Source organism: Sphingomonas silueang, from assembly GCF_040049155.1.
GTDB lineage: Bacteria > Pseudomonadota > Alphaproteobacteria > Sphingomonadales > Sphingomonadaceae > Sphingomonas > Sphingomonas silueang.
This window is the reverse complement of sequence record NZ_JBDZDK010000003.1, coordinates 157,760-174,833: the sequence shown is the minus strand read 5'-3', so window position 1 is coordinate 174,833 and position 17,074 is coordinate 157,760. Positions and strand designations below refer to the sequence as shown.

Sequence of the window (17,074 nt, the reverse complement as noted above, 5' to 3'; positions counted from 1 at the left end):
TGCTTGGCTTTGGACCCCCGCCTATGCGGGGGTACGGCAGGACCAGGGGTTAACCTTGGACTTTCGTAGAGGAAGCCTCGACGGAAAGGGTTGGGGGCGGATTGGCATGCGACGCGCGCGACGCTCCCTCGCGGGCCGACCCACCGCCGGTCCCTCCCTGCCACGGAGGCGCGGTAATCAACCCGATCGCAGCCGCCCGACCCCGGCGTCGCGCTCGAAGAGGTACAGCGCCACCCGCGCCGCCTGCCCTCTCGGTCCGGTCAGGCCGCCGTCGCGATCGACCAGCAGCCGCGCGTCGGCGTTGGCGCTGGGCAGCAGTTCGCCCAGCATCTCCGGCGTCGCGATACGAAAGCCCGCCTCCCCCGACTGACGGGTGCCGAGCAGTTCGCCGCCGCCGCGCAGGCGCAGATCCTCCTCGGCGATGCGGAAGCCGTCGTTGCTCTCGCGCATCAGCGCGAGGCGCGCGCGCGAGGTTTCCGACAGCGCGTTGCCGCGCAGGAGCAGGCACACCGACCTGCCGCCGCCGCGCCCTACCCGACCGCGCAGCTGGTGGAGCTGGGCAAGGCCGAAGCGGTCCGCCGCCTCGATCACGATCAGCGTGGCGTTGGGCACGTCGACGCCCACCTCGATCACCGTCGTCGCGACCAGCACGCCCGCGCGGCCCGAGGAGAACTCGGCCATCACCGCGTCCTTCTCCAACGGCTTCATCCGGCCATGGACCAGCGCGACCTTCTCGCCGAAGCGCGCGCGCAGCGCCTCGGCCCGCGCCTCGGCGGCGGCGAGGTCGGACTTCTCGCTCTCCTCGACCAGCGGGCAGACCCAATAGGCCTGTTTCCCCGCCGACAGATGCCGGGCGAGGCCGTCGACCACTTCGTCCAGCCGGTCTTCGGACAACACCACCGTTTCGATCGGCTCACGCCCCGGCGGCATCTCGTCCAGCCGGCTGACGTCCATCTCACCGTACTGCGCCAGCGTCAGCGTGCGCGGGATGGGGGTGGCGGTCATCACGAGGAGATGCGGCGGGGTCTGCGCCTTGGCCTGCAACATCATCCGCTGCGCCACGCCGAAGCGATGCTGTTCGTCCACCACCACGAGTCCCAGGTCGCGGTAGCCGACCGTTTCCTGAAAGATCGCATGGGTGCCGACGAGGATGTCGATCTCGCCCGACGCCAGCCCCATCAGCACGCCCTCGCGCGCCCGCCCCTTGTCGCGCCCCGTCAGTGCCGCGACGGTCACGCCGGTCCCGGCCAGCTGGCGTTGCAGCGTCGCATAATGCTGTCGCGCGAGGATTTCCGTGGGGGCCAGCAGCGCCCCCTGCGCCCCGCCCTCCACCGCGATCAGCAGCGCCATCAATGCGACCAGCGTCTTGCCCGACCCGACATCGCCCTGCAGCAGGCGGAGCATCGGCTGGGCCTGCGCCATGTCGCCCTCGATCTCGGCGATGGTGCGCGACTGGGCACCGGTCGGCCGGTACGGCAGGTCCAGTTTGCTCCGCAGCCGCCCGTCGCCGGTCAGCGGACGCCCCCGCCGCGCCCGCGCCTCGCCGCGCACCAGCAGCAGCGCCAGCTGGTTGGCGAACACCTCGTCATAGGCCAGCCGCTCGCGCGCCTTCGCATCGGCGGGATCGGCGTGGATGCGCGCCAGCGCCGCGCGCCATGCGGGCCAGTCGTGTTTGGCGAGCAGGCTCGGCTCGATCCATTCGGCAAGCTCGGGCGCACGCTCGACCGCCTGTTTCGCCAGCAGCCCCAGCCGCCGCGAGGTCAGCCCCTCCGACAGCGGATAGATCGCCTCGCGCTCGGGCAGCGCATCGGGCTCGTCGATCGGCAGCACATGATCGGGGTGGACCATCTGCAAGTCCTGCCCATAGGTTTCGAGCTTGCCCGACACCAGCCGCGTCTCCCCCAGCGGGAACAGCTTCTTCGCCCAGCCCGACGATCCGCCGAAATAGACGAGGCTGACGGTGTTGCCGTGCGCGTCCTCGGCGCGCACCCGCGTCGGCCCGCGCCCGGCGCTGACACGATAGTCGACGGCGGTCAGCGGAATCGCGATCACCCGCCCCGCATCCTGCGCCATCAGCTCGTCGCGCTTCAGCCGGTCGACCCAGCCGCTCGGCAAATGGAACGCCACGTCGACCACCCGCGCCAGCTTCAGCCGTTCGAGCGGCCTTGCCAGCGCGGGGCCCACCCCTTTCAGCGAGGTGACTTCGGCGAACAGCGGGTTGAGGACTTCGGGACGCATGACTATTTCACGCCCTATCGCGAGTTTGTCGCCTGTGCGAGCCTCGCTGCCCGATATCCGCATCAAGGACACGCAATGGACCGCGAAACCCGCCTCAAGCGCCTGAAATTCCGCAGCTGGCACCGCGGCACGCGCGAGGCGGACCTGATGATCGGCGGCTATTTCGACCAGCATAGCGCGACGTGGAGCGACGCCGACATGGACTGGTTCGAGACGTTTCTCGAGGAACAGGACGTCGACATCATGGCATGGGCGATGGGAGTGCAGCCGCCACCGGTGCAGTTCGACCATCCGGTGCTGCATGCGATGCGGGCGATGGATTTCGTGCCGGTCAGCCGATAACTCCCTCTCCCCGCCAGCGGGGAGAGGGGCGGGGAGAGGGGGCTTCCGGCAACGTTCCGCCCTCCCCCTCTCCCAACCCTCTCCCCGAAGGGGAGAGGGCTAAAGGTACAAGATGCCCGACCTTTCCAAGATCCTTGCCGCCCCCCGCAGCCTGACACTCTCCGGCGTTCCCGCGGGCTTCCTCCCCGTCCTGCTCGCCGACCTCGCGCGCGGCGCGAAGGGCGATCTGGTGCACATCGCGCCGGACGAGGCGGCGATGCGGGCGATCGCGGCGACCGCGCCGTTCTTCGCGCCCGATCTGAGCGTGGTCCAATTCCCGGCATGGGACTGCCTGCCCTATGACCGGGCCAGCCCGACGCTGCGTTCGATGGCCGAGCGGCTGGCGGCGCTCCACGCGCTACAGGCCAGGCCGAAGGGCCCGCGCCTGATCCTGACCACGGTCAATGCCGCGACCCAGCGCACGCTCACCCCGTTCCGCATCCGGCAACTGGTGGCGCGGCTGGCGCCGGGCGAGCGTATCTCGCTGCCCCGGCTGTCGGCGCTGTTGCAGGCCAATGGCTACAACCGGGTCGATACCGTCCATGACGCGGGCGAGTTCGCGGTGCGCGGCGGCCTCGTCGACCTGTGGCCGTCGGGGTCGGAGAGCGGGCTGCGGCTCGACCTCTTCGGCGACGAGATCGAGACGGTGCGGACCTTTTCGCCCGAGGACCAGCGGACGACGGGCCGGGTCGACGGCTTCACCCTGCTTCCTGCCTCCGAAGCGCTGCTCGACGAGGAATCGATCAAGCGGTTCCGCACCCGCTATCGCGAGAAGTTCGGCGCGAACGCGACCGGCGACCCGATCTATCAGGCGATCAGCGACGGCCGCCGCCTGTCGGGGATGGAGCATTGGCTGCCGTTCTTCGAGGAACGGCTCGAAACCTTCTTCGACCATCTGTCACCCGACGCGGTGATCGTGCGCGACGCGGGCGTACCCGCCGCCGCCGAGGCACGGTTCGAATCGATCGCCGACTATCACACCAACCGCGTGCGCGCGCAGACCAGCGATCCGGGCAGCTACCGCCCGCTGCTCCCCAATGCGCTCTACCTGTCGGGCGAGGAATGGGCGAACCGGCTGACGGATGCCGCCGCGCATCAAGTGACGTCGTTCCACGAACCCGAAAGCGCGACCGTCGTCGATTTCGAGGTCGACAGCCCCCGCGACTTCACCCCCGAGCGCACGCAGCAGGCGAATATCTACGAGGCGGTGGTCGATCACATCACCGCGCTTCGCAAGCAGGGCCGCAAGCCGGTGCTCGCCAGCTATTCCGAAGGCGCGCGCGAGCGGTTGATGGGCCTGCTCGCCGATCACGACCTGACCGGCGTGTCGACCGTGGAGACGTGGCAGCAGTCGCTGGGCGGCGCGAAATCCACCGTATCCTTCGTCGTCCTGCCGCTCGACCATGGCTTCACCAGTGCCAGCGTCGCGGTGCTGACCGAGCAGGACATGCTGGGCGACCGCCTCGTCCGCCGGGCGAAGCGGCGCAAGAATACCGACGCCTTCTTGCAGGAACTCGCCACCCTGTCGCCCGGCGACCTCGTGGTGCACAGCGATCACGGCATCGGGCGCTATGTCGGGCTGACGCAGGTACCGGTGGCCAAGGCGCCGCACGACTGCGTCGCGCTGGAATATGCGGGCGGCGACAAGCTCTACGTGCCGGTCGAAAATCTCGAAGTGCTGAGCCGCTATGGCGCGGGCGAGGAAGGCGCATCGCTCGATCGCCTCGGCGGCGAGGCGTGGCAGCGGCGCAAGGCGCGGATGAAGGAGCGCATCCGCGAGATCGCGGGCGAGCTGATCGCCACCGCCGCCAAGCGCGCGCTGCGCCCTGCCGACGTGGCCGAACCCGACAGCGGCGGCTATCCCGCCTTCGTCGATCGCTTCCCCTATCAGGAAACCGAGGATCAGGAACGCGCGATCGCGGACGTGATCGAGGATCTGGGTGCGGGCCGGCCGATGGACCGGCTGGTCGTCGGCGACGTCGGCTTCGGCAAGACCGAGGTGGCGTTGCGCGCGGCGTTCGTCGCGGCGATGGCGGGGATGCAGGTCGCGATCGTGTGCCCGACGACACTGCTGGCGCGGCAGCACTACAACAATTTCAAGGCGCGGTTCGAGGGCTTCCCGATCGAGGTCGGTCGCCTCAGCCGCCTCGTCACCGCGACCGAGGCGAAGAAGGTGCGCGACGGCCTCGCCAACGGCACGATCGATGTCGTGGTCGGCACCCATGCGGTGCTGTCGAAACAGGTCGATTTCAAACGCCTCGGCCTCGTCATCGTCGATGAGGAACAGCGCTTCGGCGTGACCCACAAGGAACGGCTGAAGGCGATGAAGGCCGACGTGCACGTCCTGACCCTCACCGCCACGCCGATCCCGCGCACGCTCCAGATGGCGATGAGCGGCCTGCGCGAATTGTCGGTGATCCAGACCCCGCCGGTCGATCGCCTCGCCGTCAGAACCTATATCATGCCATGGGACCCGGTGGTGCTGCGCGAGGCGTTGCTGCGCGAACATTATCGCGGCGGCCAGGCCTATTTCGTCACCCCGCGCATCGCCGACCTGCCCGATATCGAGAAGTTCCTGACGCAGGAGGTGCCCGAGATCCGCTATGTCGTGGCGCATGGGCAAATGGCCCCGACCGAGGTCGAGGAACGCATGTCGGCCTTCTACGACAAGCGCTACGACCTGCTGGTGTCGACCACCATCGTCGAGAGCGGGCTGGACATTCCGTCCGCCAACACGCTCATCATCAACCGCGCCGACAAGTTCGGCCTCGCCCAGCTGTATCAGTTGCGCGGGCGCGTCGGGCGATCGAAGACGCGCGCCTATGCCTATATGACCACCCCGCCCGAACGGCTGGTGAGCGAGGCGGCGGAGAAGCGGCTGAAGGTCCTGTCCGACCTCGAATCACTCGGCGCCGGGTTCCAGCTTGCCTCTCACGACCTCGACATTCGCGGGGCGGGCAACATGCTGGGCGACGAACAGTCGGGGCATATCAAGGAAGTCGGCTTCGAGCTGTACCAGTCGATGCTGGAGGAGGCGATCCTCGACGCCAAGGCGGGCGGGCTGCGCGCCGACGCGCCCAAGGACTATTCGCCGACGATCACCATCGACGCGCCGATCCTGATCCCCGAGGACTATGTCCCCGACCTCGACCTGCGCATGGGGCTGTACCGCCGCCTGAACGACGTGGAGGATCGCGCGGGGATCGATACCTTCGCGGCGGAGCTGATCGACCGGTTCGGCAAGCTGCCGCTGCCGACCGCCAACCTGCTGCAACTGATCGAGGCGAAGCTGAACGCCAAGAAGGCGTGCATCGCCAAGATCGACGTCGGTGCCAAGGGCGCGATCGTCAGCTTCCACGAGGACAGGTTCCCGAGCGTCGACGGGCTGCTCGCCTATGTCGACAAGCTGAACGGCACCGCGAAGCTGCGGCCCGACATGAAGCTGGTGGTCAGCCGCAGCTTCCCCGATCCGCAGGCGCGGCTCAACGCCGCCTTGCAGATTTCGCGGGGCCTCGCCAAGGCGGCGGGATGAAGCGTATACTCATGATCGCCGTTCCGCTGGCCGTGATCGTCGTGGCGACGATCACCGCCTATGTCCTGATCGGCAATCCCAAGCCCGCGAACCCGCGCAGGCCCACCCCCTATGCCACCACGCCGATCGACACGCCGACACGCGATCCGCTGGCCAGGCAGGAGGCGCGGCTGGCGCACATGCTCGCCCCGCCGCCGCAGGACGGGCTGCGCTTCGTGGCGGTGCCGCAGGGCGGGCAGGCTGATTACGCCTTCCAGATCGCGGTGCACGCGCTGGGCGCACCGGCCAAGGCGATCCTGATCGTGACGCCGCATGACGGCGGGCGTCCGCAGCGCCACCGCTTCAACGTCCCCCGGCAGGAGGAAAGCGCGTTCTTCCGCGTGATCGACGCGGTGCTCCCCCGGCTGCCGCGCGGCGACACGGCGGCGGGCGGCGGCACCCCCGCCGCGCTGGAGCGGATCGGCGGCGGCGGCAGCCGGACGTGGACCACCACCCTGCCCGACGCCGACTGGGCGGTCATCGATACCGCCATCCGCGACCTGATCGCGCGTCATGCACCGGCGGGCGCGTTGCCGAACGGGGCGGACTGGGTACGTCAGCGTCCGATCCGATAGGGTCGGACCGCGCAGTACGTCGTTATCTCTTGTCGATTCCGCCCTTCCACTGGGCGAGGCCCTTGGCGCGCTTGGTGAACTCGGCAGCGTCGGAGGGCAGCAGATTGGGTTTGTAGGTCAGCCCGCCCGCGCCCATCTTGCATTGCACATAATAGGTTTCGCCGGGCTCGACCTCCAGCGTCAGCACATCCTTGCTGTCGGCCGACGTGGTATAGGCATGCTGGCCCGGCGCGACCGATACCGCGTGGTACTTGCCCGCGCCCAGTCGTGCGACCTCCGCCGTGCCTTCGCGGACGGTACACCCGAGCGCGCCGCCCATCATGGTGCCCGACCGGAAGAACACGACCTGCCCCGCGCCCGCCGCCGGTGCGACGATGCGACCGGTCTTGGTCGCGATATCCTGCGCCACGGCGCTACCGGCACACAGCGCCGCCGCGAGCCCGATCATGATGCGATACTGCATGTCATTCCCCCTCTTTCATCGTTCCGCAACCCGGTGCGACCGGCGTCGTGACCGCCACGATGGCGCGACCCTGCTGCCCGGCAGGAATCACGCGGTTATGGCCCGCGACCAGGAACCCCGCGAACGGGATCGTCGATGCGACGACCGCAGCCCCTTCGTTGCCTGCTCCCTTGGCGATCAGCCGCAGGCCGCGCAGCGGCACGATCGTGCCGCCGCAATCGATCCGGCGCGCCGCGACGATCAGTTCGCCGGGACGGCCGAGGCCCCCGGCCTTTGCGGCATGGACCACCTGCCCCACGCCCGGCGTCCCGGCGTCCCGGCGGGCAGCAGGACGCGGCCGTCGACCGTCACGTCGCTCGCGACGCGCAATGCAAAGAAATCGCCGTTGACAACGGTATTGGAGGCGACCGGAACGGCAAGTTCGACGATCACCGGCGTGTCTGCCGGCACGTCGACCGGCGTCGCGGACTGCACGCCGCCCGCCGCCAGCATCAGCGCGACCACCCGATTCGCCATCATCCGGCACCCCCTCGGGACCGGAACGTATACCCTCATTTGGCGGCGATCAACGCCGCCAGCGCAGGAACCTCCAGCGGTTCGGCGCACAGGAACCCCTGGTACAACTGGCACCCCTCCGCCGCCAGCGCCTCGCGCTGTTCGACCGTCTCGACTCCTTCGGCGACGACGGTGAGGCCCAGCGCGCGGGCCATGTCGATCACGCCGCGCACCACCACCCGGTCGCGCGCCGACCCGACGATGTCCTGCGCCAGCCGCTTGTCGATCTTGAGATAATCGAGCGGCAGCGCCTTGAGATAGGCGAGGCTGGAATAGCCGGTACCGAAATCGTCGATCGCCACCTGACAGCCCGCCGCCCGCAACGCGGCGAGCAGCCCCGCCGCCGCGCCCAGTTCGGCGATCAGCCCGCCTTCGGTGATCTCGATGGTCAGCCGGTCGCGCGGGAATCCGCTGGCATCGGTGCGGGCCAGCAGCGTGTCGGCGAAATCGGCGTGGGTCACGTCCTCGGCGGTCACGTTGATCGACAGCCGCAGCGCGCCCAGCGCTTCCGGCCATGCCGCCGCGATCCGCAGCGCCTCCTGCTGGACATGCGCCGACAGGCTGGTGGTCAGCCCGGCCTGCGCCGCCGCCTCGAACAGCAGTTCCGGCCCCAGTTCGCCCTCGCGCCCGTGCCGCCAGCGCGCCAGCGCCTCCACGCCGATGATCCGCCCGTTGGTGAAGCGGACCTGCGGCTGGAACAGGATCGCGATCTCCCGCCGCTCGATCGCGCGCGCCACGTCCGCCGCCAGCCGCTGCGCGTCGCGCGGCAGGACCGGGCGCTCGCCGTCGCCCGCGCGCGCGCCGGGCAGCTTCGACTGTACCCGCCGGACCAGCGCCGCCCCGTCCTCGCCGGGCATCGCCGTCCCGCTTGCCTGACGCAGCGTCAGCGCCACCATGTCGCTGCCCGCGACGAACGGGCGGGCGAACGCCTGCGTCAGCGACTGCTCCAGCGTCCGTTCCTGGCCGTGCGGCAGCAGCACGGCGAACTCGGTCCCGCCCAGCCGCGCCACCGCCGCGCGCGGCGTGCCGATGTCGCGCAACGTCCGCTCGACCCGGCGCTCCACCGCGCGCAGCAGCGCGTCGCCCGCCGCCCGACCCTGCCGCCGGTTGACCGGATCGACCCCGCCGATCGCCAGCACGCGCACGCCCGGTGCCTCGCCCGCGTCGATCCGCCGGTCGAGCCAGCGCAGCGTGCTGGTCAGGTCGCGCACCGATCCCAGCGCATCGCGCACTACCGCGCCGATGTCGCCGACCCGCGCCAGCGGCTCGACCAGCGCGTGCAGCCGCCCGCTGTGCGGATCGCGCGCGACATGCTGCACCACCCGGCCCAGCGCGGGCAGGTCATGCGCGAAGGCGGTGGCCGGTGCCGTAGCCCCCAGCCGCCGCATCGCCGCCAGCGCGGTGCGCCGCCCGTCACGCCCCAGCAGCCGCAGCGCCTCGCGCGGGGGCAGCGCCTCGGCCGCACCGATCGTCTCGGCCAGTGCGGCGGTCAGTTGCACGCTGCCCCGCCCCCGGTCGAGCCGCCAGCCGAGCGGGGCACCGCCCCCGGCCAGCGGATCGTGCCAGCTGCCGCCGGTGCGCTGGACATGGCGCTCGGCGAAGCGCACCGCCTGCACCAGCATCTCCTCGGTCACGGGGCTGACGAGGAAATGCGTCGCCCCCACATCGAACAGGCTGCCCAGCCGGTCGGCATCGCCCCGCGCCACCAGCACCAGCAGCGCATCGCCATGCCCCGCCACCCGCGCCAGTTCGGCGGTGGCGGCGATCCCTTCCTCGATCGCGCCGCGCGCATCGACGATCGCGATCGCGGTGCCGCTGGCCGCCACGCGCTGGCGCAGGCCGTCTGCGCGGCGCGCGGCGACCACCCGCCATCCCGCCCGCGCAAGGATCAGGGCCAGTTCGTCACGCTGCCGGAACGACAATACGAACAGCGCTCGCTCGTGCGCCGCATCCAGGCCGTGCCCGTTGGATATGCCCCCACCCATCGCACGACCCTAGGGGGCGGATTTCCGCACTGCAATGGACACCTTGTATGGTGGCGCAAGGCGTCCTAGCTCTGGCGCGATGACCTGCGCCCCCTCCCTGATCGACGCGCATGGCCGCACCATCCGCTACCTGCGGATATCCGTTACCGACCGCTGCGACCTGCGCTGCCGCTATTGCATGGCGGAGGCGATGACCTTCCTGCCGCGCGACCGCCTGCTCAGCCTCGAGGAGATCGCGGTGATCGCCGAGCGATTCGTGGCGCGCGGCATCGACAAGATCCGCCTGTCGGGCGGCGAGCCGCTGGTCCGGCGCGACGTGACCGACCTGTGCCGCCGCCTCGGGCGGATGCTGGGCAACGGGCTCGACGAACTGACGATGACCACCAATGCCACCCGGCTGCGCGCCCATGCGCCCGCGCTGGCGGAGGCGGGCATCCGGCGGATCAACGTCAGCCTCGACAGCCTCGATCCCGCCACCTTCCGCTACGTGACCCGCCACGGCGATGTCGCGCAGGTGCTGGACGGCATCGCCGCCGCACGCGACGCGGGACTGGCGGTCAAGATCAACATGGTGGTGCTCAACGGGCTGAACGAGGATCAGGTCGGCGACATGCTCGACTGGTGCGGGCGCGAGGGGCACGACCTGTCGCTGATCGAGACCATGCCGCTGGGCGCGATCGACGAGGATCGCACCGACCGTTTCGTGCCGCTGACCCGCGTGTTCGATTCGCTCCGCGAACGCTTCACCCTGACGCGCGACAGCCACCAGACCGGCGGTCCCGCGCGCTACTGGCGGGTCGGGGAGCATGGCAACCGGCTGGGGCTGATCTCGCCGCTGACCGCCAATTTCTGCGCCGGATGCAACCGCGTGCGGCTGACGACCGAGGGCAGGCTGTACCTGTGCCTCGGCCATGACGATCATGTCGATCTGAAGGATGCGCTGCGCAGCGGCGGGATCGACGCGCTCGACGCCGCGCTCGACGCCGCGCTGCCGCGGAAGCCGATCGCGCACGACTTCCGGATCGCGGCGGGGGCCGCGCCCGCCGTCGCGCGCCACATGAGCGTCACCGGCGGATGACCCGGCTGGCATTGCTCGCCTCCCCCACCCCGCCCGCACGCGCGGCTGAGGAGGCGCTGCGCGAACGCTACGACTGGGTCGGGATCGAGGATGCCGACCTGATCGTGGCGCTGGGCGGCGACGGCTTCCTGCTCCAGGTGCTGCACATGCTGCTGGAGCGGCGGCGGACGGTGCCGGTGTTCGGGATGAACCTCGGCACCGTCGGGTTCCTGATGAACGAATGGCGGATGGACGATATCGAACGCCGCCTGAGCCGCGCCAAGCCGTTCAAGGTGTCGCCGCTGACCATGACCGCCACGACGATGGACGGCGAGGTGCGCGTGCTGCCCGCGATCAACGAGGTGTCGCTGCTGCGCGAGACGCGCCAGACCGCCAAGCTGGAGGTGACGGTCAACGACCGCATCGTGATGCCCGAGCTGGTGTGCGACGGCATCCTCGCCGCCACGCCCGCCGGGTCGACCGCCTACAACCTGTCCGCCAACGGACCGATCCTGCCGATGGGGTCGGGGATGCTGGCGCTGACCCCGATCAGCCCGTTCCGCCCACGGCGCTGGCGCGGTGCGATCCTGCCCGACAAGGCGCGCATCTCGCTGCGCGTGCTCGAACCCGACAAGCGCCCGGTATCGGCGGTCGGCGACCAGCGCGAGGTGCGCGACGTGGCGCAGGTGGACGTGTGCGTCGACCGGGTGCGCGACCTGACGCTGCTGTTCGATCCCGAACACGCGCTCGACGACCGCATCACGATGGAGCAGTTCGCGGGCTGACGCGGAAAAGTGAAATTAGGCGTTGCAAAGCCTGATTCGGCTGCTAAAGACGCGGCCTCGCAGTTGTTCCCTGATAGCTCAGCGGTAGAGCTCTCGACTGTTAATCGAGCGGCCGTAGGTTCGAATCCTACTCAGGGAGCCAGCGACACCCCGACATCATCGGCAAGACTTTCCCCGGTCCGGGGAAGTCGATGGTCATGGGCGGCGCGGCATCGCATCGCCTTGCGGGCGACAGCCGAATGCCTGGAACATGTCGGGAAGGTCGCCGCGTCTGGGCGAGCCGCGCAGCATCTCCGCTTCCATCACGCGGCACCGCCGATCATTGTGCCATGCCAGTTCCCGCGCCTGGACGAAGATCTGCGTGGCGAACAGCACGGTCATCACGGTCGCGCCGAGGAACATGCCTGCTGCAAGCTGCCGCACGCGACGAGTGCGCCCGCGGTGCGCGCGTTCCAGCGCGAGGACGATGACGAACGCGCTGAGGCCGCAGCGCGCCAGTTCGACCGCATCGGCATAGCGGATCAGCGGCGCACTGAACCACGCCAGCGTCAGCAGGCCGATGCCATATCCCCAGTACCGCTGGCCGATATCGTCCGTTGCCGCCCGCGCTTCCGCCATCGCCCGTCTCCCCGTTTCGGTTTGCATAAGCAGGACCATAGCCATTCGCGTAGCGAAGCTGTACCCGACGCGAACGTCGCCCCGTTCAGCCGCCGCTAATCTCATCTGGTGCACGGTCCACCGGCTTGAGCCACGGACCCGAACCGGCGACCGTTCGTTTACCAACCATGGAGAATCGCCATCGGTCGGGAACCATGGCGGCAGTGGAGAAACTGATGTTGCTGCATCCCAATTCCCGTGCCCGCCTTCGCGCGATCGGCACGACGCTCGTCGGTGCGCTGGCGCTTGCCGCCTGCGCCACGCCGACCCCCTATCAGCCCGCGTCGGGCAGCGGCTTCTACCGCAACGGCTATAGCGACCAGCAGATCGAACCCAACCGCTATCAGGTCAGCTTTTCCGGCAACAGCCTGACCTCGCGCGAGACGGTCGAGCGGTACCTGCTCTATCGCGCGGCACAGCTGACGCTGGAGCGCGGCTACGACTATTTCATCCTCGCCGACCGCGACACCAACCTGCGCAGCCGCACCTATTCCACGCCCGGCTTCGGCCCGGCATGGGGCGGCGGCTTCGGCTGGGGCGGCTGGGGTCCGGCATGGCGCTATCGCAGCCCGGCATTCGGCTGGCGCGCGTGGGACCCGTTCTGGGGTGATCCGTTCTTCGGCAATTCGATGGATATCCGCACCATCGACAAGTATGAGGCGATGGCCGAGATCGTGCTGGGGCGCGGTCCCAAGCCGGGCGACAACATCCGCGCATTCGATGCGCGCGACGTGCTGCGCAACCTCGGGCCCTCGGTCACGGCACCGGTCGATCGCCGCTGATCGACCGCCCCGCCCGACATGACAAAGGCCGCTGCCCCGTGGGGCGGCGGCCTTTCCTTTTGGGCGAACGCCCCCGTTTCCGGGGGCGCGGCGCGTCATGCGACCAGCGCGCCGTGGCAATGCTTGTACTTGCGCCCCGATCCGCACGGGCACGGCGAGTTGCGGCTGACGCGCCCTTCCCAGCTCGCCGGATCCTCGCCCAGCGCTTCCGGTTCGCCGATCGGCATCTGGAGCGTCGGCACATGGGTGGTGATCAGCCCCCGCGTCGCGGCGTCGATGTCCCACGTATCGTCCTCGCCGGTCAGCGGGTCGATGTGCATCGTCAGGAAATCGGGCAGCTCGGGCAGTTCGGGCGGCGGCGCAAAGTTGAAGTTGGCGTGCGCCATCGTCCGCGTCACATCCTCGCGGATACCCGCCAGCATCCGCTCGAACAGCGCGAACGCCTCCTGCTTGTATTCGTTGATCGGCGTCTTCTGCGCGTACGCCCGCAGGTGGATGACGGCGCGGAGCGCGTCGAGCATCGCCAGATGCTCCTTCCAGTGATGGTCGAGCGTCTGGAGCAGGATCGACTTCTCGATCTGGGTCCAGCCCTCGGGGTCCATCTCCGCCGACTTGGCGTCGACCAGCGCGTCGGCGTCCCTGCGGATGCGTTCTTCCAGCGTCTCCGCGTCCAGCCCGTCCTCGTGCGCGACCCAGTCCGCCACCGGTGCATCGACGCCGAGCAGTTCCTGCGCGCGCTCCTGCAGCCCCGCAACATCCCACTGTTCGGGATAGCTGTCGGGCGGCACCGCGTCGCCGACGATCGAATTGACCACCGCATGGCGCATGTCGACCACCACGTCGCCGACCGCATCGGCATCCATGATGTCGGCGCGCTGTTCGTAGATGACCTTGCGCTGGTCGTTCATCACGTCGTCATATTCGACGACCTGCTTGCGCACGTCGTAGTTGCGCGCCTCGACCTTCTTCTGCGCGGTCTCGATCGCGCGGGACAGCCACTTGCTGCCGATCGCCTCGCCATCCTCGATATTGTTGCGCATCATCTTGGCGAACAGCGTGTCCGGTCCGAAGATACGCAGCAGATCGTCGTCGAGGCACAGGTAGAAGCGCGACAGCCCCGGATCGCCCTGTCGCCCCGAACGGCCGCGCAGCTGGTTGTCGATGCGGCGGCTCTCGTGCCGTTCGGTGCCGAGCACGAACAGGCCGCCCGCCGCCAGCACCGCCTGCTTCTCCTCGACGATCTCGGCACGGATGCGCGCCGCCACCGCCTCATATTCGCTCGTCCCCTCGACCAGATCGGGATGCTCGTCGAGCATGCGGAATTCGAGGTTGCCGCCGAGCTGGATGTCGGTGCCGCGCCCGGCCATGTTGGTCGCGATCGTGACCGCGCCCAGCCGCCCGGCCTGCGCCACGATATGCGCCTCCATCTCGTGATAGCGCGCGTTCAGCACCTTGTGCGGCACGTCCTCGCGCGAGAGGAATTCGGACAGCAGCTCCGACTTCTCGATCGAGACGGTGCCGACCAGCACCGGCTGGCCCTTCGACGCATGTTCGCGGATCTTCCTGGCGATCGCGCGGAACTTGTCCTCCAGCGTCTTGTAGAACTCGTCCTCCTCGTCCACGCGGCGGACCGGCACGTTGGTCGGGATCGACACGACGTTCATCTTGTAGATGTCGAAGAACTCGGGCGCCTCGGTCGCCGCCGTGCCGGTCATGCCCGACAGCTTGGGGTACATGCGGAAGTAGTTCTGGAAGGTGATGCTGGCGAGCGTCTGGTTCTCCGGCTCGATATTCACGCCTTCCTTGGCCTCGCACGCCTGGTGCAGGCCGTCGGACCAGCGGCGGCCGTCCATCATGCGCCCGGTGAACTCGTCGATGATGACGACCTTGCCGTCCTTCACGATGTAATCGGTGTCGCGCTTGAACATCACGTTGGCGCGCAGCGCCTGGTTGACGTGATGCACGACCTGCGTGTTCTCGAAGTCGTAGAGGTTCGCCCCGACCAGCAGCCCGGCATCCTCCAGCATGCGCTCGACCTTTTCGGTGCCGTCCTCGGTCAGCACGATCGACTTCTGCTTCTCGTCCTTCTCGTAATCGTCGGGCGACAGCCGCTTCACGATCTCGTCGACCGAGCGGTACAGGTCCGACTTGTCGTCGGTCGGGCCGGAGATGATGAGCGGGGTGCGCGCCTCGTCGATCAGGATCGAATCGACCTCGTCGACGATCGCGAAGTTGAACGGACGCTGCGTCATCGACGCGCGGTCGAACTTCATATTGTCGCGCAGGTAATCGAAGCCGAACTCGTTGTTCGTGCCATAGGTGATGTCGCTGCCGTACGCCGCGCGGCGCTCGTGATCGGCGAGATTGGGCACGATCACGCCCGTGGTCAGCCCGAGGAAGCCGTAGACCCGCCCCATCTGCTCGGCATCGCGCCGCGCCAGATAGTCGTTGACGGTGACGACGTGGACGCCCTCGCCCGGCAGCGCGTTCAGATAGCAGGCGAGCGTGGCGACCAGCGTCTTGCCCTCGCCGGTGCGCATCTCGGCGATCTCGCCGCGGTGGAGCACGATGCCGCCGACCATCTGCACGTCGAAATGGCGCATGCCGAGCACGCGGCGCGACGCCTCGCGCACGGTGGCGAACGCTTCGGGCAGCAGCGAATCGAGCTTCTCGCCATTGGCGAGGCGTTCGCGGAACCTGGGCGTCTGCGCCGCCAGTTCCTCGTCGGACATGGCGGTCATCTGCGGCTCGAAGCCGTTGACCTTGGCGACGATGCCGCCGAGCGACTTGACGTAGCGGTCGTTGGACGAACCGAAGAGCGATTTGGCGAGGCCACCGAACATGGGCGTGGAATCCTTCAGGCGATAGGGCGTGCGCGCCGGGCCGGATGGGCCGCTGGTCGCGCGGGCATGAAAACGGGATGGGAACGCGCGAGGGCGCTATTCGTGACGACGCAGCGTCCGTGCGCGCACGTCGACATAGGGCGGCGGCGTGCGCGACAGCGGCTGCGGATCGCGCAGCAGCGGCTGTCCGGGCCGGGTGGCGACGGTGTGCCGCGCTTCGGCGGCGGTGCGCGCCACCTGTCCCGCCACCGCCTGTGCCGCCGCCACCTGCCGCGCCTGAAGCGCGCCCACGCCGGGCAACAGCCCGGTAAGGCCGGTCAGCAGCGCGGAGAGGAACAGCAGCAAACGCAAGCGATACGTCCGGACGTGATGGTTTCGCGACGGGTCGCCCGATCGCACTGGTTCGGGACATAGGGTAGCGGCGTGCCCGCGTCCACCCGGCGCGGGTTACTTCGCGGGCTGGAACGCCGTCGAGGTGGTACGGATCAGGCTGACCGGCGCCCGGCCCGGCTCCGCCTTGAACAACTGGCTGGGGGAGCAGGTTGCCGCCGGATCGGCGGAATCGACGACCCGGCAGTCCGAAACCCGCCCGTCGGCGTCGATCGTCATACGCTCCTCGCGCGTCCATCGCGGCGGAACGTCCGATCGGAACATCGCCTTCGCGGCGGCTGCGCCGTTGACGCGATCCTCGGTGATATAGGTCAGCACGCCTGGTTGCTGCTGGTTTCCGGCCATCAGCGCCCCGACCATCTTATCGTCGCCCGGACAGGGTTGCAGCACCGGCGCGGCATCCGCCGACGTCCAGAACTCGCATCGCACCAGCTCGCCCCCGGTACCGATGGTCACTCGATAGGCAATGGCGAAGGACTCGAGCCCGTCGTTCGGCAGGTTCCACGAGAAGCGCAGCTGCGCCGTCGACGCGATCGGCTTGCCCGCGGCATCGCGTGCAGGCTGGAACGCCGCGCGTGCGCTCAGCAACCCACAGGTCGTGTCGTTCAGGAGCGGGGTGGCGCCGCTTCCCTCGCAGGCGGTGACCTTGCCCGCCGCGTCGATCGTGAGCTTCGTCCGGACGACGCCTTCCTGTCCCTCGCGCATTGCCGTCACCGGATAATCGTCCGGCGTGACCCACGATCCCGGATCGATCGGCACCGGCCCCGTCTGCGCCAACGCCCCGCTACTCCA

General features: G+C 69.1%; 15 protein-coding genes and 1 tRNA gene. 7 read left to right on the top strand and 9 right to left on the bottom strand.

The features are described from left to right. Nucleotides 1–177: 177 nt before the first annotated feature. Entirely contained in the window at nt 178–2,238 is a 2,061-nt protein-coding gene (gene recG, locus ABLE43_RS04545) for an ATP-dependent DNA helicase RecG (RefSeq protein ID WP_348977291.1), read from the bottom strand. A gap of 75 nt (nt 2,239–2,313) precedes the next feature. Between recG and ABLE43_RS04540 the strand changes: the two genes are divergently transcribed. The 3 genes from ABLE43_RS04540 (at nt 2,314) to ABLE43_RS04530 (ending at nt 6,765) form a co-directional block, all read left to right on the top strand. Continuing rightward, on the top strand, nt 2,314–2,580 hold the full coding sequence (locus ABLE43_RS04540; RefSeq protein ID WP_348977290.1) for an FAD assembly factor SdhE: 267 nt from the start codon (nt 2,314–2,316) through the stop codon (nt 2,578–2,580). 112 nt (nt 2,581–2,692) lie between these two features. Continuing rightward, nucleotides 2,693–6,151 (top strand): transcription-repair coupling factor, encoded by a 3,459-nt coding sequence (gene mfd / locus ABLE43_RS04535; RefSeq protein WP_348977289.1) that lies wholly within the window; start codon nt 2,693–2,695, stop codon nt 6,149–6,151. Continuing rightward, the gene (locus ABLE43_RS04530) at nt 6,148–6,765 is read left to right on the top strand and encodes a hypothetical protein (RefSeq protein ID WP_348977288.1); all 618 of its coding nucleotides are present in this window, start codon (nt 6,148–6,150) and stop codon (nt 6,763–6,765) included. Before mfd ends, ABLE43_RS04530 begins: the two co-directional genes overlap by 4 nt. 22 nt (nt 6,766–6,787) lie before the next feature. On the opposite strand, the gene ABLE43_RS04525 is transcribed toward ABLE43_RS04530, so the two are convergent. From ABLE43_RS04525 to ABLE43_RS04510, 4 genes are read right to left on the bottom strand one after another with little or no spacing between them, the layout of a single operon-like run. Continuing rightward, nucleotides 6,788–7,228, bottom strand: coding sequence for a hypothetical protein (locus ABLE43_RS04525; protein WP_348977287.1), 441 nt, complete (start codon nt 7,226–7,228; stop codon nt 6,788–6,790). Between the two features lies 1 nt (nt 7,229). Next, a complete protein-coding gene (locus ABLE43_RS04520; RefSeq protein ID WP_348977286.1) occupies nt 7,230–7,526 on the bottom strand; it encodes a hypothetical protein in 297 nt (98 codons plus the stop codon). Then, the gene (locus ABLE43_RS04515) at nt 7,469–7,747 is read right to left on the bottom strand and encodes a hypothetical protein (protein ID WP_348977285.1); all 279 of its coding nucleotides are present in this window, start codon (nt 7,745–7,747) and stop codon (nt 7,469–7,471) included. Before ABLE43_RS04515 ends, ABLE43_RS04520 begins: the two co-directional genes overlap by 58 nt. A gap of 32 nt (nt 7,748–7,779) precedes the next feature. Then, entirely contained in the window at nt 7,780–9,768 is a 1,989-nt protein-coding gene (locus tag ABLE43_RS04510) for an EAL domain-containing protein (RefSeq protein ID WP_348977284.1), read from the bottom strand. A gap of 79 nt (nt 9,769–9,847) precedes the next feature. On the opposite strand from ABLE43_RS04510, the gene moaA reads away from it, so the two are divergent. The 3 genes from moaA (at nt 9,848) to ABLE43_RS04495 (ending at nt 11,752) form a co-directional block, all read left to right on the top strand. After that, complete coding sequence (gene moaA, locus ABLE43_RS04505; protein WP_348977283.1) at nt 9,848–10,846, top strand: GTP 3',8-cyclase MoaA; 999 nt, start codon at nt 9,848–9,850, stop codon at nt 10,844–10,846. Continuing rightward, nucleotides 10,843–11,610, top strand: coding sequence for an NAD kinase (locus ABLE43_RS04500; protein ID WP_348977282.1), 768 nt, complete (start codon nt 10,843–10,845; stop codon nt 11,608–11,610). Before moaA ends, ABLE43_RS04500 begins: the two co-directional genes overlap by 4 nt. 67 nt (nt 11,611–11,677) lie before the next feature. Then, nucleotides 11,678–11,752, top strand: a tRNA-Asn gene (locus ABLE43_RS04495). A gap of 53 nt (nt 11,753–11,805) precedes the next feature. On the opposite strand, the gene ABLE43_RS04490 is transcribed toward ABLE43_RS04495, so the two are convergent. Further along, on the bottom strand, nt 11,806–12,228 hold the full coding sequence (locus ABLE43_RS04490) for a hypothetical protein (RefSeq protein WP_348977281.1): 423 nt from the start codon (nt 12,226–12,228) through the stop codon (nt 11,806–11,808). A 215-nt stretch (nt 12,229–12,443) separates the two neighbouring features. Here ABLE43_RS04490 and ABLE43_RS04485 point away from each other — a divergent pair, with 215 nt between their 5' ends. Further along, nucleotides 12,444–13,049 carry a CC0125/CC1285 family lipoprotein gene (locus ABLE43_RS04485; RefSeq protein WP_348977280.1) on the top strand — a complete coding sequence of 202 codons (606 nt, stop codon included), beginning with the start codon at nt 12,444–12,446 and terminating at the stop codon, nt 13,047–13,049. 95 nt (nt 13,050–13,144) lie between these two features. Here ABLE43_RS04485 and secA read toward each other — a convergent pair whose 3' ends face one another. The 3 genes from secA to ABLE43_RS04470 form a co-directional block, all read right to left on the bottom strand. Next, nucleotides 13,145–15,892 carry a preprotein translocase subunit SecA gene (gene secA, locus ABLE43_RS04480; protein WP_348977279.1) on the bottom strand — a complete coding sequence of 916 codons (2,748 nt, stop codon included), beginning with the start codon at nt 15,890–15,892 and terminating at the stop codon, nt 13,145–13,147. A 96-nt stretch (nt 15,893–15,988) separates the two neighbouring features. Then, nucleotides 15,989–16,243, bottom strand: coding sequence for a hypothetical protein (locus tag ABLE43_RS04475; RefSeq protein WP_348977278.1), 255 nt, complete (start codon nt 16,241–16,243; stop codon nt 15,989–15,991). Between the two features lie 96 nt (nt 16,244–16,339). Further along, complete coding sequence (locus ABLE43_RS04470) at nt 16,340–17,059, bottom strand: energy transducer TonB (RefSeq protein ID WP_348977277.1); 720 nt, start codon at nt 17,057–17,059, stop codon at nt 16,340–16,342. Between the last annotated feature and the right edge of the window lie 15 nt (nt 17,060–17,074).

Bases quoted from the DNA above. Each gene is read 5' to 3' on its own strand.
- moaA (WP_348977283.1), top strand. From the start codon at position 9,848: ATGACCTGCGCCCCCTCCCTGATCGACGCGCATGGCCGCACCATCCGC.
- ABLE43_RS04485 (WP_348977280.1), top strand. From the start codon at position 12,444: ATGTTGCTGCATCCCAATTCCCGTGCCCGCCTTCGCGCGATCGGCACG.
- mfd (WP_348977289.1), top strand. From the start codon at position 2,693: ATGCCCGACCTTTCCAAGATCCTTGCCGCCCCCCGCAGCCTGACACTC.
- ABLE43_RS04490 (WP_348977281.1), bottom strand. From the start codon at position 12,228: ATGGCGGAAGCGCGGGCGGCAACGGACGATATCGGCCAGCGGTACTGG.
- ABLE43_RS04530 (WP_348977288.1), top strand. From the start codon at position 6,148: ATGAAGCGTATACTCATGATCGCCGTTCCGCTGGCCGTGATCGTCGTG.
- ABLE43_RS04510 (WP_348977284.1), bottom strand. From the start codon at position 9,768: ATGGGTGGGGGCATATCCAACGGGCACGGCCTGGATGCGGCGCACGAG.
- ABLE43_RS04525 (WP_348977287.1), bottom strand. From the start codon at position 7,228: ATGCAGTATCGCATCATGATCGGGCTCGCGGCGGCGCTGTGTGCCGGT.
- ABLE43_RS04540 (WP_348977290.1), top strand. From the start codon at position 2,314: ATGGACCGCGAAACCCGCCTCAAGCGCCTGAAATTCCGCAGCTGGCAC.
- ABLE43_RS04515 (WP_348977285.1), bottom strand. From the start codon at position 7,747: ATGATGGCGAATCGGGTGGTCGCGCTGATGCTGGCGGCGGGCGGCGTG.
- ABLE43_RS04500 (WP_348977282.1), top strand. From the start codon at position 10,843: ATGACCCGGCTGGCATTGCTCGCCTCCCCCACCCCGCCCGCACGCGCG.
- secA (WP_348977279.1), bottom strand. From the start codon at position 15,892: ATGTTCGGTGGCCTCGCCAAATCGCTCTTCGGTTCGTCCAACGACCGC.
- recG (WP_348977291.1), bottom strand. From the start codon at position 2,238: ATGCGTCCCGAAGTCCTCAACCCGCTGTTCGCCGAAGTCACCTCGCTG.